This window comes from Coleofasciculus sp. (assembly GCF_046539235.1).
In the GTDB taxonomy this organism is placed as follows: Bacteria; Cyanobacteriota; Cyanobacteriia; order Cyanobacteriales; family Coleofasciculaceae; genus Coleofasciculus.
The window spans coordinates 1-14773 of sequence record NZ_JBKHHI010000138.1; the positions used below are offsets into that span (position 1 = coordinate 1).

14 protein-coding genes and 1 pseudogene are annotated in these 14773 nt (G+C 46.9%); 10 read left to right on the forward strand and 5 right to left on the reverse strand.

Annotation, left to right across the window (positions count from 1 at the left end):
• From larC to ACLFWI_RS14280, 7 genes are all read left to right on the forward strand, one after another.
• Nucleotides 1–203: nickel insertion protein (gene larC, locus ACLFWI_RS14250; RefSeq protein WP_446413456.1), on the forward strand; the 203-nt coding region annotated here is incomplete at its 5' end.
• Nucleotides 204–357: 154 nt separating this feature from the next.
• Nucleotides 358–570 carry a DUF2997 domain-containing protein gene (locus ACLFWI_RS14255; RefSeq protein ID WP_446413457.1) on the forward strand — a complete coding sequence of 71 codons (213 nt, stop codon included), beginning with the start codon at nt 358–360 and terminating at the stop codon, nt 568–570.
• Between the two features lie 13 nt (nt 571–583).
• Nucleotides 584–1126 carry a nucleotide exchange factor GrpE gene (locus ACLFWI_RS14260; RefSeq protein WP_446413458.1) on the forward strand — a complete coding sequence of 181 codons (543 nt, stop codon included), beginning with the start codon at nt 584–586 and terminating at the stop codon, nt 1124–1126.
• A gap of 157 nt (nt 1127–1283) precedes the next feature.
• Nucleotides 1284–2870: an Hsp70 family protein gene (locus ACLFWI_RS14265; protein WP_446413459.1), complete on the forward strand. Its 1587-nt coding sequence runs from the start codon at nt 1284–1286 to the stop codon at nt 2868–2870.
• Between the two features lie 65 nt (nt 2871–2935).
• Nucleotides 2936–3751: an aminotransferase class IV gene (locus tag ACLFWI_RS14270; protein ID WP_446413460.1), complete on the forward strand. Its 816-nt coding sequence runs from the start codon at nt 2936–2938 to the stop codon at nt 3749–3751.
• A gap of 164 nt (nt 3752–3915) precedes the next feature.
• On the forward strand, nt 3916–5754 hold the full coding sequence (gene ftsH3, locus ACLFWI_RS14275; protein WP_446413461.1) for an ATP-dependent zinc metalloprotease FtsH3: 1839 nt from the start codon (nt 3916–3918) through the stop codon (nt 5752–5754).
• 799 nt (nt 5755–6553) lie between these two features.
• Nucleotides 6554–7084, forward strand: a complete 531-nt coding sequence (locus tag ACLFWI_RS14280; protein WP_446413462.1) for an NUDIX hydrolase — start codon at nt 6554–6556, stop codon at nt 7082–7084.
• Between the two features lie 247 nt (nt 7085–7331).
• Here ACLFWI_RS14280 and ACLFWI_RS14285 read toward each other — a convergent pair whose 3' ends face one another.
• The 3 genes from ACLFWI_RS14285 to ACLFWI_RS14295 all read right to left on the reverse strand — a co-directional run bounded on the left by ACLFWI_RS14285 (nt 7332) and on the right by ACLFWI_RS14295 (nt 12150).
• Nucleotides 7332–7820 (reverse strand): hypothetical protein, encoded by a 489-nt coding sequence (locus ACLFWI_RS14285; protein ID WP_446413463.1) that lies wholly within the window; start codon nt 7818–7820, stop codon nt 7332–7334.
• A 488-nt stretch (nt 7821–8308) separates the two neighbouring features.
• Nucleotides 8309–9385 carry an ATP-dependent 6-phosphofructokinase gene (locus ACLFWI_RS14290; RefSeq protein ID WP_446413464.1) on the reverse strand — a complete coding sequence of 359 codons (1077 nt, stop codon included), beginning with the start codon at nt 9383–9385 and terminating at the stop codon, nt 8309–8311.
• Between the two features lie 437 nt (nt 9386–9822).
• On the reverse strand, nt 9823–12150 hold the full coding sequence (locus tag ACLFWI_RS14295; RefSeq protein WP_446413465.1) for a VIT domain-containing protein: 2328 nt from the start codon (nt 12148–12150) through the stop codon (nt 9823–9825).
• 609 nt (nt 12151–12759) lie between these two features.
• Here ACLFWI_RS14295 and ACLFWI_RS14300 point away from each other — a divergent pair.
• The 3 genes and pseudogenes from ACLFWI_RS14300 (at nt 12760) to ACLFWI_RS14310 (ending at nt 13677) form a co-directional block, all read left to right on the forward strand.
• Nucleotides 12760–13023 carry a FitA-like ribbon-helix-helix domain-containing protein gene (locus ACLFWI_RS14300; protein WP_446413466.1) on the forward strand — a complete coding sequence of 88 codons (264 nt, stop codon included), beginning with the start codon at nt 12760–12762 and terminating at the stop codon, nt 13021–13023.
• Nucleotides 13010–13255: pseudogene (locus tag ACLFWI_RS14305) on the forward strand (VapC toxin family PIN domain ribonuclease); the annotation flags it as partial. The gene ACLFWI_RS14300 and the pseudogene ACLFWI_RS14305, both read left to right, overlap by 14 nt.
• A gap of 92 nt (nt 13256–13347) precedes the next feature.
• Complete coding sequence (locus ACLFWI_RS14310; RefSeq protein ID WP_446413467.1) at nt 13348–13677, forward strand: hypothetical protein; 330 nt, start codon at nt 13348–13350, stop codon at nt 13675–13677.
• Here ACLFWI_RS14310 and ACLFWI_RS14315 read toward each other — a convergent pair.
• Entirely contained in the window at nt 13642–14442 is an 801-nt protein-coding gene (locus ACLFWI_RS14315) for a filamentous hemagglutinin N-terminal domain-containing protein (RefSeq protein WP_446413468.1), read from the reverse strand. The two genes, ACLFWI_RS14310 and ACLFWI_RS14315, sit on opposite strands and share 36 nt — an antisense overlap.
• A gap of 131 nt (nt 14443–14573) precedes the next feature.
• Nucleotides 14574–14762, reverse strand: coding sequence for a CPXCG motif-containing cysteine-rich protein (locus ACLFWI_RS14320; protein ID WP_446413469.1), 189 nt, complete (start codon nt 14760–14762; stop codon nt 14574–14576).
• Between the last annotated feature and the right edge of the window lie 11 nt (nt 14763–14773).

The window sequence follows — 14773 nt, forward strand, 5'->3', positions numbered from 1 at the left end:
TTGAGCGAGTCGAGACGAAGTATGGCAGAGTGCGGGTAAAAGTTGCCAGTCGCGCCTCAGGAGTTCAAAATGCCATCGCCAACGTTCAACCGGAATATGAAGACTGTGCCGCGATCGCACGAGACTATAATTTATCTTGGCGGGAGGTGCATCAACTAGCACTCGATGCCTGGTATCGTGCCAATAATCCACCTTTGCCATGATGTCGGTTGTAGGGTGTAGAGTGTGGGGTGTGGGGTGTAGGGGCGGGTTTTACCGATAACGTTTTGCCACAAACTGATAACTTGACTAAACCCGCCCTAGTTGCTCAGTCTCAGTCCTTTAAACTGTAGTTAATTATTGGGTTCGGAAAGAAATATGGCAGAGTATCACCAGATCGAATATCGCATTGGCAAAGATGGCAAAATCACCGAAACCGTCATCGGTGCTACCGGATCAAGTTGTACCGAAACCACCAAAGGGATTGAAGCGGATCTCGGAGAGGTCGCAACTCAAGAATTGCTGCCAGAATACTATGAAGGTGACGAAACCATAACTACGGATCAAACCACGAGCCTAAATCAATATTAACAGGAGCGGTAACATGGCTCATGATCCTAACCTCCTGGGGCTTGGTTTACTGCTGTGGTTTATCTTCACCACTTTCCTCATTAGTCGCTTTAGTCCCAAAAAAAGACCTGAAAACCATTCTGCCTCAGTTTCAGTTGCTGACTCCACTCAAATCAAGGAATTAGAGGCACAATGTCAGCGGCTATGGTATGAACTCGAAGCGCGATCGCAGCAACTAGCCACAGATATCCAAGATACCACCTTTGAACAACTACGCCCCCTACTGACTAATTATCCCACCGCTTGCCGGATGATCGAAGAACGCCCCGATTTACCGGCTAAAAATTTAGTCGCACTCTTTACTCCCCTAGAGAATCTGATCCAGACTTGGGGGTATGAACCCATTGGTCAACCCTGGGAACAGGTTCCTTTTAATTCCCAACTACACCAACCTGATGTTGACAATATCACCGAAGGAGAACTGGTTTATATTCGATTTGTTGGCTATCGAGAGAATGAACGAATACTTTGTCCGGCTAAAGTAAGTCGTAACCTACCGAGGGGAGTGTCACATTAGGAAGATGAGGGAGATGGGTTTGTACCGACGTGACCGTGGAACGTCTGAAAAATGAGGGAGATGAGAGAACAAACTTGTCTGTGTAATCAGTGTCAATAAGCTCTCACCTCCCTACCCCTATCTCTCCAATAAATCCGTGAAATCAGTGTTTTGACAAATGACCAATACAGTTGCAATTGACTTCGGTACAAGCAACACAGTTGTCAGTATACTTGAAGCCGATACCAACAGTCCCAAAACTATCCGACTCGGTTCACTCTCTCGCTTGTTTAAAACGAACTCAAGTGAGCCAGATATCCCTGTCATTCCCACCCTAGTTTTTATCAAAGACAATAACCAAATACTCCTAGGAGAACAAGTTCGTTCCCAGCGCTTAGGACAATCTCAACCGACTCGCTTTTTCAAAGGCTTTAAACGAGATCTAGCGGCTGATTTTCAACCGCCTCCGCGTATCATTAATGGTGAATCCTACACCGCTGAATCGGTTTCCGAACAATTTATTCAATCCATCTGGCAACAACTCAAAGCCCAAAAAATTAACCCCTCTCAGCTTATTTTAACTGTACCTGTGGGCGCATTCGAGCGCTATTTAGATTGGTTTCGCGAGGTGGCACGTCGCCTGGATGTGGAGCAAATCAAACTGGTGGATGAATCCACAGCAGCGGCGTTAGGCTATGCAGTACAGCGTCCCAGTTCCTTAGTATTAGTGGTGGATTTTGGTGGCGGGACACTGGATTTAAGTTTAGTTCGCACTGCACCCCAATTGGATGCAGCCAAGCGCGATCGCGAAACGGTATTACGGGCAGAAGTATTGGCGAAATCCGATGCATACATCGGGGGAGAAGATGTGGATAGTTGGATTGTTGAAGACTATTTGCATCAGCAAGGATGGTCAAGGGAAGAGATTGGTGAGGTGGGATGGCAGAATTTATTGGAGTTAGCTGAACGGTTAAAGATTCGCTTATCTAATACTCAGGAGGCGAAGGAAAGTTGGTTAGATGAGGAGACATTTACCTCATATAACTTGCAACTAAATCGGGATAAATTAGAAGAGATACTGGAAAATCGCCAGTTTTTGGAACAGTTGCGGGAAGCGTTGGATGAAGTTTTGACGATTGCCCTAGGGAAAGGGATTAGTAAGAGTGATATTGAACAGGTGTTGTTAGTTGGAGGGAGTTGTTTAATTCCCGCTGTCCAGCAGTTGATCCGATCCTATTTTGGCAAGACAAAGGTTAAGTTAGATAAGCCCTTTGAAGCCGTGGCATACGGGGCATTGGCGTTAAATCAAGTGGCGAGTGTGGATGATTATTTGCGCCACAGTTATGCCATTCGCTTATGGGAACCTTATGCGAAAAGTTATTCCTATTTCACCTTATTTGAAAAAGGGATGCAATATCCCTGTGAACGGGGGGAACCGTTAACATTACAAGTCGCCCTTGAAGGACAACGGGAAATACGTTTGGATATTGGCGAAGTGGCAGAAATGGCACAAGCTGAAGTAACCTATGATACCTTAGGACGGATGACCAGTAGTCAGTTATCCAAGCAAGCGGCGTATCGTTCCTTGGATAGCGATCGCGAACAGGTTTGTGTAGCGCATTTAGATCCACCAGGACAAGTGGGAGTTGACCGAATTTCCGTCCAGTTTGAGGTAGATGAACGGCGGGTGCTAGTAGCGACAGTTAAGGATTTACAGACGGGAAAATTGTTAGTTGAAAAAGGCGCGATCGCGAAATTACAATAGGGGGTTTATTTGGATACTATCAAATCCAGGTTAACTAATGACAAATGACAAATGACGAATGACGAATGACGAAATTCAGTTATTGGTATAACGGTAAACTTATTCTAGGCGATCGCATCGAACTCGCCATCAATGATCCGGGCTTGATTTACGGCGCGACAACCTTTACCACCCTGCGCGTTTATCACCAGTCCCTCGCCCACCCTTTAACCAATTGGGACGCCCATTGTGCGCGTTTACGTCACAGTTTGCAGGTGTTTAACTGGCAATTCCCCGACTGGGAACGCATCCGCCATGGTGCAGAACAATTACTCCCCTCGTTTCCGGTGTTGAGAATTGTGATTTTCCCGGATGGGCGAGAATGGATTACGGGGCGTCCTCTCCCCGCTGATTTAAGCCAACGCCAACAGCAGGGGGTCATCGTTTGGTTAGCAGAAGTGTCACATTTACGCCGTTCTTTACCTACCTATAAAACGGGGAATTATTTGGGCGGATGGCTGGCGCTGCAAACAGCACAACAACTCGGCGCTCAGGAGGCTATATTAGTTGATGATCAGGGGAATTGGTTGGAAACGAGTACGGGAAATCTGTGGGGCGCTAAAGACGGCTGCTGGTGGACACCACCGATTGATGGGAGGATATTACCGGGAGTGGCGCGATCGCACCTAATTCATGGTCTTGAACAACAAGGATTAAAAATTTGCCAAGTTCCCTGGAATCAGAAATTAGTGCAGGAGTTTGACGCGATCGCTTATACCAATAGTGTCATGGAAATCATCCCGATTCACACCGTTCTCACGGCAGATCAACGGTTTGAGTATCGTTCCCTTTCCGGTGGTTTAGCACCGTTGCAGCGTTTATTTGGGGAGGATAAAAAATAATTTCAGCCCTTAATTATACCACATCAAGAGGAAATTCGCTAATTATCCCGGTTTGACAAGAACCAACTTCGCCAAATAATCTCATAGACGTTAACATTAGTTAATATAGTCACCCGATTCGACGCCATCAGATCACATCCTAAGTCTTAGGAGGAAATTCAGTAGTGAATAAGAAATGGAGAAATGCGGGGCTTTATGCACTACTAGCGATAGTAGTCATCGCCTTAGCAACAGCATTTTTAGACCAACCATCCCAAACGCGGGAAACCTGGAGATACGACCAGTTCATTGATAACGTTAAGAGCAATAAGGTCGAGATCGTTCAACTCAGTTCTGACCGCACTCAGGCAATGGTAACCACTCAAGACGGTTCCCAGTACCAAGTAAACCTGCCTAACGATCCAGAACTAATCAGTATTCTCACCAACAATAACGTAGATATTAAAGTTCGCCCTCAGAGTGATGATGGTTTCTGGTTCAGAACCCTGAGCGGGCTCTTCTTCCCGATCCTGCTTCTGGTCGGTTTATTTTTCTTACTGCGGCGGGCGCAAAATGGTCCTGGTTCTCAAGCGATGAACTTCGGCAAATCCAAAGCCCGAGTTCAAATGGAACCGCAAACCCAAGTCACCTTTGGCGATGTCGCCGGGATTGAGCAAGCCAAGCTGGAACTCAACGAAGTGGTTGACTTCCTCAAAAACGCCGATCGCTTCACCGCCATTGGTGCGAAAATTCCCAAAGGGGTGTTGCTGGTTGGACCTCCAGGAACGGGTAAAACCCTCTTAGCGCGTGCTGTTGCTGGGGAAGCTGGTGTACCGTTCTTCTCCATTTCCGGGTCTGAGTTCGTGGAAATGTTCGTCGGTGTGGGTGCGTCTCGTGTCCGCGACTTGTTTGAGCAAGCCAAGAATAGTGCTCCCTGTATCGTATTTATTGATGAAATTGACGCCGTAGGTCGTCAACGGGGTGCTGGCTTAGGCGGCGGTAACGATGAGCGGGAGCAAACCCTGAACCAGTTACTGACCGAGATGGATGGGTTTGAAGGCAATACGGGTATCATTATTATTGCCGCCACCAACCGTCCTGATGTTCTGGATGCTGCGCTATTACGCCCCGGTCGGTTTGACCGTCAGGTGGTTGTGGATCGTCCCGACTACGCCGGACGCTTGGAAATTCTCAACGTCCATGCTCGCGGCAAGACCTTAGCCAAGGATGTAGACTTAGAGAAAATTGCCCGTCGGACTCCTGGTTTCACCGGTGCGGATTTATCGAACCTGCTCAACGAAGCGGCGATCTTAGCCGCACGGCGCAACCTCACCGAAATATCCATGGATGAGGTGAATGACGCCATCGACCGGGTATTGGCTGGACCAGAGAAGAAAGACCGGGTGATGAGCGAGAAGCGCAAGCGGTTAGTGGCGTATCATGAAGCCGGTCACGCGCTGGTGGGTGCGTTAATGCCCGATTATGACCCGGTGCAGAAAATTAGTATTATCCCACGCGGTCGGGCGGGTGGATTAACCTGGTTTACGCCCAGTGAAGACCGGATGGATTCTGGGTTGTATTCCCGTTCCTACCTGCAAAATCAAATGGCGGTAGCGTTGGGGGGACGAATCGCTGAGGAAATTATCTTCGGTGAAGAAGAAGTGACGACGGGGGCGTCGAATGACTTACAGCAAGTCGCCCGTGTCGCCCGCCAAATGATCACCCGCTTTGGAATGAGCGATCGCTTGGGTCCTGTGGCATTAGGACGACAGAATGGCAATATGTTCCTAGGACGGGACATTGCCTCTGATCGGGATTTCTCCGACACCACGGCGGCGACGATTGATCAAGAGGTGCGTCAGTTGGTGGATGAAGCCTATAATCGGGCGAAAGATGTCTTGGTGGGTAATAAGCACATCCTGGACAAATTATCTGCCATGCTGATTGAGAAAGAAACCGTCGATGCTGAGGAACTGCAAGAACTCTTAGCCGAAAACGACGTGAAGATGGCTGCGATCGTTTAATCCTTAGGTCGGTAATAATAATGTTGAGGGCAGCGTTAGCATACGCTGTCTTTTTTTTGGTTACAATTTTCCAGACGTGCCATGGTGCTATGGTAAGCAGGAGAATCTGGTTCTTACTTTTGGGATCTGGAAAACCTCTCTGGAAAACCTCTCTCCGAACCTCTCCCGACGCCTCTCCTACAAGGAGAGGGAAGCGGAATATATTTTTTTATTTGGAGAGGCTTTGAATTCTCCTCCTTCCATGAAAAAAAAGCGCTGTAATTTTTCCCAATGGCGTGAAAAGTCAGAACCTGGTTTTATGTAGGGCTTGCTGCACAAGTGTGGAAGGTACACCAGATAAGGACTTCAAGCCATTTTTGCCCCCAACAAGTACAAGGTTTTTACACCTTTACACTTAAAATCCTGGGATTTTCGCTGACTTTTGCGCCGAATTTCACCTCAACAGAGGCTTGAAACTGTTGCCTGTTGCCTGTTCCCTGTTCCCTCCCCCCACCACAAGACTTATTCAGCAGCCCCTATGTAGGGGCGGGTTTCACAACTATCTTTTCGGTTGCACCCATAAGTGAGTAAACCCGCCCCGACTCTTGTCGGTTTCGAGTATCAGGACTTACGCACAGCCGAAAGAACAAACAAAACTGTTTGTAGATTTTTGGGCGTTTTTTCGTGGATTGATTGGTGGGGTAGGGCGGGTTTTGTTGTTTGTTTAGGGGTGACAAGTAGAGTGAGTGGCTAAACCCGCCCCTACAATTGCTCTTATAATTGCTCCTATAATTACAACTCTATAATTGATGTATAACTTATGATGAGTAAAGAGAAAATTATTTTTAGTACCGATTGGATTACGGTTAAGGAAACAGCTTGGGGGTATTACTACCTAGAACGCAAGGGACGAGATTCTGTGGCGATATTTCTGATTAGAAAAAGTCAGAATAACCCAGGAGATTATCAAGTTTTAATTAGACAGCAGCCCCTTTGTATCCATATTCCCGATATTAATCAAGAGCATAAACTCTATCCTTGTCCCATTACTGGGGGTATCGATGCAGGGGAATCGCCAGAAGAAGCGGCGGTTAGAGAGGTGCATGAAGAAGCGGGATTTTCGGTTCAGGTTCTACCCTTAGGAAAATATATTGTCGGAACTCAAACCAATGAGATTTGTTATATGTATTATGCCGATGTAACGGGTGTAGAACCGGAAATAGCACAGCAAGATGGCAGCTATTTTGAATCGATTAGCCATAATGAATGGCATCCATTGGAGTATTTGAATCATTGCGATTATTCAGCCTGTCAGATTGGGTATTTTCGGCTCAAATCTATTCTTGGATAAGATACGGGGTAGTTGATTAGAATCGTAGGGGCGCACCGACGTGCGCCCTTTTCCCGCAAAAAAAGGGCTTTGTTTGTAGTAAGCACTTTAGTGCTTCAACGCCTAGCTTTAGAGGTTTAAACTAGGGTAAGCTGTCATGCATTTAAATTGGGTATTAGTAGCGAGCAAGATGCAAAGCCTGCGGCATGGCTTCGCTAAACGCACTACAAGGATTAGTCCTAAGTATTTAACCGGACATGACATCACCCTACCTCTTTAAGTGTGGAGCCGCTTGATAAATCGAGTCTAGCAATCCTGACAGCGACTCGCCGTCTTTTTGACTCGCCAATTTAATAATCTCTTTGGCTTTTTGCACCTGTGCCACATTCATTGGCAGTTGCGACTCATCCACCTCATAGTAGAAAATAACCTCATCAAACTGAGCCGGAAGCAGGCATTTGAGCAGATTAAACGCCAAGATTCTCGGCATAACGCCAGATGACACCTGGGCTGGGGGTGAAGCCGGAACAGGTGCAGGCGTCGTCTCACCCTTAAGCGGCGGCTTCCCTGACTCCCCCCGCATCCCTCGGATAAGTTGTTGAAATCCCTGCTCATAGTTATCATCATTAATGCTGACGTGGAGAAAAGATTGCAGAAAAAACGGCTTTTCGCAGTCTTTGTAGAGAACCGGAATTAGGCGGCGGCTGGGAGTCAGTGACTCAAGTTTAGCCTTTTTTTCCTCCTCAACTTGTGCCATTTGTCATGGCGATTGAAATCGCTGCTACACAAATAAAGCCTGCCTCCGCAAGCTGAATTGAGTCTTTATTACCCCCTTTTGCCATGGCGATTGAAATCGCTGCTACACAAACAAAGCCTGCCTCCGCAGGCTGAATTGAGTCCGCGAAGGCGGACTTTGTTTGTATAGCCCCAGACTTCTAGTCTGTGGGCAATTGGCTACTACTTCAACCAGTTTTAGGGTGAGATTTGCATCATCACTAACAAACGCCTTGATCCCATTTCCCTAAACTATTTTGTATCGAGTCAGCTAATCGAAAATGTAGTGGAGTGGATACGTGCGATCGCAACAAAACAATCAATTAAATTTTGTCATTTGTCATTTGTCATTTGTCATTCGTTGATTAGGAAATCTCTCCCCCATCTCCCTCATCTCCCTTATCTCCCCCAGCTTCCCCTAACGGTACTTAGACAAAAAATGAAGTCTAAGTACCGCCGTGAAAATGTCAATTACAAGTCGCCAACGTAGGTGTCGAGGGCTTTAGCTGTTTCGACTAGAGGATGATGAGTATCCACTAAAATCGGACTGTTGCTGGTTACCTCATCAATGGGAATGGTGACAACAACTCCATTCTGCCAAGCGACCATTTTTTGATAATCATCCTTGGCAATTAAATCGACAGCCGCTTTGCCAAAGGAGGTGGCAAGTAAACGGTCTAACGCCGAGGGCGCACCACCCCGTTGAACGTGACCTAAAACCGTCACCCGTGCTTCAATCGTATTCTCGCTGAAGTGAGAAATCTGATCCGCGACATAATCTCCGATCCCCCGTAGCCTGACCTCACCCAGGGCGTCTGTGTAATAGCGTTCTTGACCCTCAATGGTTTTCGCCCCCTCAGCCACAACCACGATCGCAAAGCGGCGATTCCAGCGATCGCGCAGGTCGGTGATATGCTTACAAACACCACTAATGGAATAGGGAATTTCCGGGATCAGGATTACATCAGCACCGCCAGCAATCCCGGCATTCAGGGCTAGATGTCCGGCTTCGCGTCCCATCACCTCAACCACCATCACGCGATCGTGACTGGCGGCTGTATAGGAGAGGCGAGATAAAGCATCAACAATGGTGTTCACCGCCGTATCGAAACCAACGGCTAAATTTGTGAACGCCACATCATTATCAATCGTCTTGGGAACACCCACAATATTCATATTCCCTTTATGGGCAAGCTGGTTCATAATCGCCAGACTCCCGTCACCACCAACAACAATCAAGGCGTCTAGACCTAATTTCTGATAACCAGCAATAATCTGCTCGGCTTGAGCATCCGTATCCCCTTTATTAATTGAACCAAGGATAGTACCGCCCGTACTGAGGAGTGGGTCGATTCCCCGACTATCTAGACCATGAACATTCAGTGAGACTGATTTGCCTTCCAATAAACCTTGGGTGGCGTAGGGAATGCCTAAAACTTCCCAATCATAGCTCAGAGTAGCATGTCTAACGGCAGCGCGAATGACCGCGTTTAATCCGGGACAGTCACCACCACTGGTGAGTAAACCAATCCGTTTGCGAGTTTCCATAGGTCGATCTCAAGTTGTGTTCTATTGTAGATGTGGATGGTTTGAACGAAGGCTGTTTGATGCATCAAATCCAGATTTACTCCCCAGACAGTCTGACAGCACCCTGGAACCACAACTACGGTTTTGCCGTTACGGGATGAGGATCAAGCTGAATTAGGATTGAGTGCAAGTCCGATTGAATGGTGCAGTTGTGGCACTCGTCTTAGAGAGTGGTTTGCCTCAAAAACGCTTGATCAGTGGTACGTCTAGGGTAGTCAGCGTCAACTCCTGTTGGCAAACAGGGTTCTAGATTCTCATGGCAAAAAACCTCAACCCTTGCTGGTCTGTAAACATCTAGTCCAAGATAGCCAATTTTCTTTGATCTGAGAGTATCAAGCAGCACTGCGGGGGGAAACATGGTGATTGAGGAGTCATATTGTGTCCACCTACTTACAGGATTAATTATCCGTTTTAATCCGTAAGGTTAAACGCACCGTATCCATTAACCATTGGGGTACTCGCCAACTTAAAAGCGATCGCTTAATTACATCAATCACAACGGCTTGATTGAGGCTAGAGGCATCCTCGTCCCATAATACCCGCACCACACGCCCTTTACGCACTGGAAACTCAAACACAAGTTCACCACAGTATCCCGATGGTAAAATTACCTGTTGCAGGTGTCGTGTGAGTAGAGTCGCACTTGACTTCTCTAATCCGGTAACGCTGAGAACTTGCAGGTTGGTAATGGTTTCATCCAGAACCGGGGGAGATGCGGTAGGAGGGATCTCAACATCAGTACAGTTCAGGAGTGGCTGCTGGATGGAATCGCCTACAACCGGAGGAGACGCCCCATTAGTCGTGAGTGAGGGTGGCAAACCAGAATTGCCTCGCGATCGCCTGAATTTGAGTCCGAGGAAACGCATGGGAGATTGATCGAATATTCCTTCATACGATACCCCTTCTGGCACCTCAAGGGGTACAGAGACACAAATTCCTTTCCCTTGCGAATCAGTTCGGATTTGTTCACTGACGGCAACAAACGCTGTATAGGGGGCTAAAATCTGATAGGTTAAAGCCGTTTCGATGATTGCCTCAACCTGTGCCTTCTTCTCACAGTGCCACATTTGGTTCATCAGATCCTTGATTCGCGCCCGCCCCCACAACTGCGCGATCGCACAATTACCCTCTGAATCAAATCTCAGGTGAAATTCCTGTTCATAACGCTTACCCCCGGTAACGGTTCCGGTAATTTTTAGGATACCTGTTTGTTCCGGATGAATCGGAGAAATCCGCCCAAATAAAACTAAGGGTTGTTGGGTAAATAAATCGGGAGGAGTTGTCGGATAAATCATCGCCTCTCCCAGCCCTTGCCACTCCACATTGATAGTAGTTATAACGGGGTTATTAATTTGGCGCAAGAATTCTTCGGTTACCTTCTGAGTTGATTCATCCTGACGTATAATTCGCGATGTTCCTCGCCCTAATTCTGCAATCCGATTTAAGAGAAACCGATTCGGTGAACTGCCAACCCCAAAACTATATAAACGATTTCCGGGTTTGAGATACTGTTTGACCTCTGCCAAAATTTCCGATTCATTGCCAATATAGCCGTCGGTGAGTAATACAATACTGCGTAAACGTCCTTCGGGTGCAGCGGGGAAATTTAAGACAGCCCGAATTCCATTGAGTAAATAGGTGCCACCATTTGCCTTTAATTGATTGATGTAGGTGAGGGCTTTAATTCGATTTTGGGGTGTATTGGCTAAGGGTTTGGCAGACAATTGGGTCGTGATATCGGAAAAATCAATAATTGTAAACGTATCATTCGGATTCAATCCCTGAATAAAGCGGCGCATCAGTTCCTGAGATTTACGGAAGGGATCACCTTTTTGAGATCCGGATGTATCGATGAGAAAAACCACGTCTTTGGGGACAATTTCATGATCGGAATAATCCACCGCCGGAATCAAATAGAGGGCGAAATGACCGCCGCCTGTATCCGATTGCGTCAGTACCGTCGCCTGAGTGCGATCGCCTGAGACTTGATAGCGTAAAATCAGGTCTTTGTTGGGAATTGTATCCCCTTCTCCTAGGAGTACGCGCACCAATGTCTCCTCATGTTCCACTCTGATCTGGTGCGAGGGGGAATTAATGTTGGAAATGGGAACCCCAGCGTCAATTTCCACCGTGATTTGAATATCATGTCCGGAACGGGTACTGGGTGGGATAATCGTAGGCATAATCCGTGACGCATCCGCCACGCGATCGCTATCCCCTGTCTCATCAATCGGAATCCCTGGACAAAATCGGGGTCCCACTACCATGGGGAAGACAAATTCGCATTCACCACTGCTAAATTTCAGCGTATCAGTATAGCGGATGGTTACATCAATCCGTTCTCCGGGTTTAATATTGGCTAAAGATTGAGTAAAAATATTATCCCGTTCTTGTTCTAATAATCCAGCGGTACGTCCTTCTTGGCGTGCTTGTTCGTAAATTAGCTGCGCCTCTTCCCGTTTTTTAATCCCTCCTTTAATCACACGATCGCCCAGTTTTATTTCCATCTCATCCACCACCGCCGCATCTGGCAAAGGGAAGATATAGATAGCTTCTAAGGGTTCCGCAAAGGAATTTTCAAAGGTTTGGGTTACTTCGACGCGGGATAAATTCCCCGCCACTTTAGCCAGCACTTGTGTATGCTTCAATGGAAAAACCAAAGCATGTTCTCCCGTTTTGGTGTATAGTCCACCAAGGGGTTTATGAGAGCGGAGCGTTGTATTCATAACCATGAGTACATTCTTCACCAATGAGGGGCATCTATAATCAATGCTACTGTTGAGTTTTGGCGTTTCAGGAGCAGTTGACCCCTTATGCTAGCGTTAGTGATTTTCGTACATCCAGGGAAAATCAACAAATATAAAGGATGAGGGGTGGAGATCGTCATTCGTCCTTTGTAAAGGTTTGAGTTGTAGGGTGGGCTGTGCAACGCCAGACTTAAGGAGCGTGACATTCAACCTAACCCCCCATACCGGGAGAATTCAAAGCCTCTCAAGAGCAGGAGAGAGGTTTTCCAGATCCCGACCAAAAGTAAGGTTTATCCGCGACGAAATGATAAAAAAAGCTAAAGTCACGCAGCAGTCGGTGTGCAGTGCGTTAAAATCTATTGCAAGTGAAACAATAACACTATGCTAGCCTGATCTTGTAGCTCTCCCCAAAATAAGCTGTAATGCATTTAAATTGGGTATTAGTAGCGAGCAAGATGCTTGATGTAGCGAGCAAGATGCAAAGCCTGCGGCATGGCTTCGCTTAACGCACTACGGCAAGGATTGCGCCATTATTGATATTAAGGTTTAAATGCCGAACAGCTTATAGCTTTAGCCATTGAGTCTACTATGAACAGTATCACGATTCAAAACTTTGATGATGACCTGAAAAATCGCCTGCAAAAGCGAGCTGAATATTCGGGACGTTCTATTGAAGAAGAAGCTAAAGAAATCCTCCGCGCTGTCTTAACAGAAAAAGTGACTAACCCCTTAAATTTAGCCTTGGCTATCGAGGGACATTTTGCCCAGTTTGGCGATTTTAAACTGCCGATGATTCCTAGGGAACCCTTACGCGAACCCCCTAATTTTGAAGAGTTACATGATAGTCCTTGATCCAAATGTTGTGTCCGAACTGATGCACCCGAAAGGCTCATTAGTGGTTCGTCAATGGGTAGCCGCACAACCCATAACAAATCTTTTTACCACAACCATCACTGAAGCTGAAATTCTTTATGGCATTGCTTTGTTACCTTCTGGCAAACGCCAAACTGAACTCAACCAAGCTGCTCAATTGATGTTTGCTGAAGATTTTGCCGGACGTATTTTACCGTTTGATGAAACAGCCAAATAATAAAAAAAGCTAAAGCTACGCCGAGATCTCTATCTCAGGGATGAGAATGGATCTGACAGAGTTAGTAGTTTTTACTTATAACTACGATGGCTGCGCCTATAGGCTTACAAGGTTGTCTGCTGATGCTTCCTTTAGTTTTGATGATGACAGGGAGTTGGTTAGGGGTTACTGCTAGTCCTAATGATGTTTTGGCTTCAGCCACTGGGTTAGGGGAGAGCCTGATTGGTCAAGTGGGGCAGGTATCGGCTCAAAACAGTGAAGCAGAAGCATCTTCGCCAGCAGCTTCAGCTTGTCCGGATACCAAGGAGTTTCACCAGCAACATTCTGCGATCGCGTTTCCAGTTGAAAATTGGGTTTTACCTTCCAAGAGGGTCAGACGTTTAGTCCGTCGCCCCAACCGTCAGCAAATCTGGTAAATCCCGTGCGGTAAACGATAACAGTTGTCCATCCACTGTCCGAGGTGCTTCAATCTCCAAACCCAACAAATGTCCTGACTGACGAATCCGGACTCGGTTTTTCCCCGGTACAGCCGCGATCGTAATGGTTCCTCCCGGCGCCCGAATTTCTCCCGTATTGACCACAGTACCACCCAGCAGGGTTAACCTTTGACCTTCTAGCACCTCCAAGTTGCCCGCATTAATAATACTTCCCGGTTGCATCGAATCAAACGCAAACTGACTCGGTGTACCACTTAAATTCGAGTAGTCATTCTCACCCAACCCATTGAACCAATACCCATTATCAAAACCCACACCCGTCGCCGTTGTCAGCGTAAACGCCGCTGGAACATTAATTTGAGCCTCTGAACCCAGCATCCAGCCAGCCGGATTCATCAACAATAAATTAGAGTTACCCCCCATAACCTGAATTAGACCATTAATCTGGGAGGGATCACCGCCAACAACTCGCCCGATAATATGCTGAATCGTAGGATCTGATAAAAAGTTGGCAATTTGACCCGAATCTAAGCCAAACTGCTCAAAACTGTGGAACAGATTTGCCCCATCTCCCGAAAACGTGCCACCGTGGATATCGAAGCGGTTTCCATCCGGTGTAACCATCGTACCCGTGCCATCTGCTGCTGGAGTAATGGATTGAGCATAGGTTGAAGAAGGAGAGAGTATTCCTGCCAACAACACAAGCAGAACAGTCCAATCCTGGCACAGTTTTGGATACGGCATGTGTCTCGAACTCTAGGAAAGTCGGGGCGGGTTTAGTCGCATCTGGATGCAACCAAAAAGATAGTAGTGAAACCCGCCCCTACATAAAACCAGATTCCCTCGAAGAGCCTGAATAATGACAGATATACCCGTTAACTTTCCACGTCTGTATCAATTTCTACATCTAGGGTATCTTCATCAATCCGGACATACAAAATATTCGGTTGACAGCACACCTGGCAATCCTCAACATACGATTGCTGAGAACCAGCACTAATGTCAATAAACGTAACGTTAGCTTCGCCACAGTAGGCGCAAATGTATTCGGCTGTATTTTCCATTATGACGACTG

What these genes read in the sequence shown, in the direction of transcription:
- ACLFWI_RS14255 (WP_446413457.1), top strand. Translation starts at nt 358, where the DNA reads ATGGCAGAGTATCACCAGATCGAATATCGCATTGGCAAAGATGGCAAA.
- ACLFWI_RS14260 (WP_446413458.1), top strand. Translation starts at nt 584, where the DNA reads ATGGCTCATGATCCTAACCTCCTGGGGCTTGGTTTACTGCTGTGGTTT.
- ACLFWI_RS14265 (WP_446413459.1), top strand. Translation starts at nt 1,284, where the DNA reads ATGACCAATACAGTTGCAATTGACTTCGGTACAAGCAACACAGTTGTC.
- ACLFWI_RS14270 (WP_446413460.1), top strand. Translation starts at nt 2,936, where the DNA reads ATGACGAAATTCAGTTATTGGTATAACGGTAAACTTATTCTAGGCGAT.
- ACLFWI_RS14280 (WP_446413462.1), top strand. Translation starts at nt 6,554, where the DNA reads ATGATGAGTAAAGAGAAAATTATTTTTAGTACCGATTGGATTACGGTT.
- ACLFWI_RS14285 (WP_446413463.1), bottom strand. Translation starts at nt 7,820, where the DNA reads ATGGCACAAGTTGAGGAGGAAAAAAAGGCTAAACTTGAGTCACTGACT.
- ACLFWI_RS14290 (WP_446413464.1), bottom strand. Translation starts at nt 9,385, where the DNA reads ATGGAAACTCGCAAACGGATTGGTTTACTCACCAGTGGTGGTGACTGT.
- ACLFWI_RS14295 (WP_446413465.1), bottom strand. Translation starts at nt 12,150, where the DNA reads ATGAATACAACGCTCCGCTCTCATAAACCCCTTGGTGGACTATACACC.
- ACLFWI_RS14300 (WP_446413466.1), top strand. Translation starts at nt 12,760, where the DNA reads ATGAACAGTATCACGATTCAAAACTTTGATGATGACCTGAAAAATCGC.
- ACLFWI_RS14310 (WP_446413467.1), top strand. Translation starts at nt 13,348, where the DNA reads ATGGCTGCGCCTATAGGCTTACAAGGTTGTCTGCTGATGCTTCCTTTA.
- ACLFWI_RS14315 (WP_446413468.1), bottom strand. Translation starts at nt 14,442, where the DNA reads ATGCCGTATCCAAAACTGTGCCAGGATTGGACTGTTCTGCTTGTGTTG.
- ACLFWI_RS14320 (WP_446413469.1), bottom strand. Translation starts at nt 14,762, where the DNA reads ATGGAAAATACAGCCGAATACATTTGCGCCTACTGTGGCGAAGCTAAC.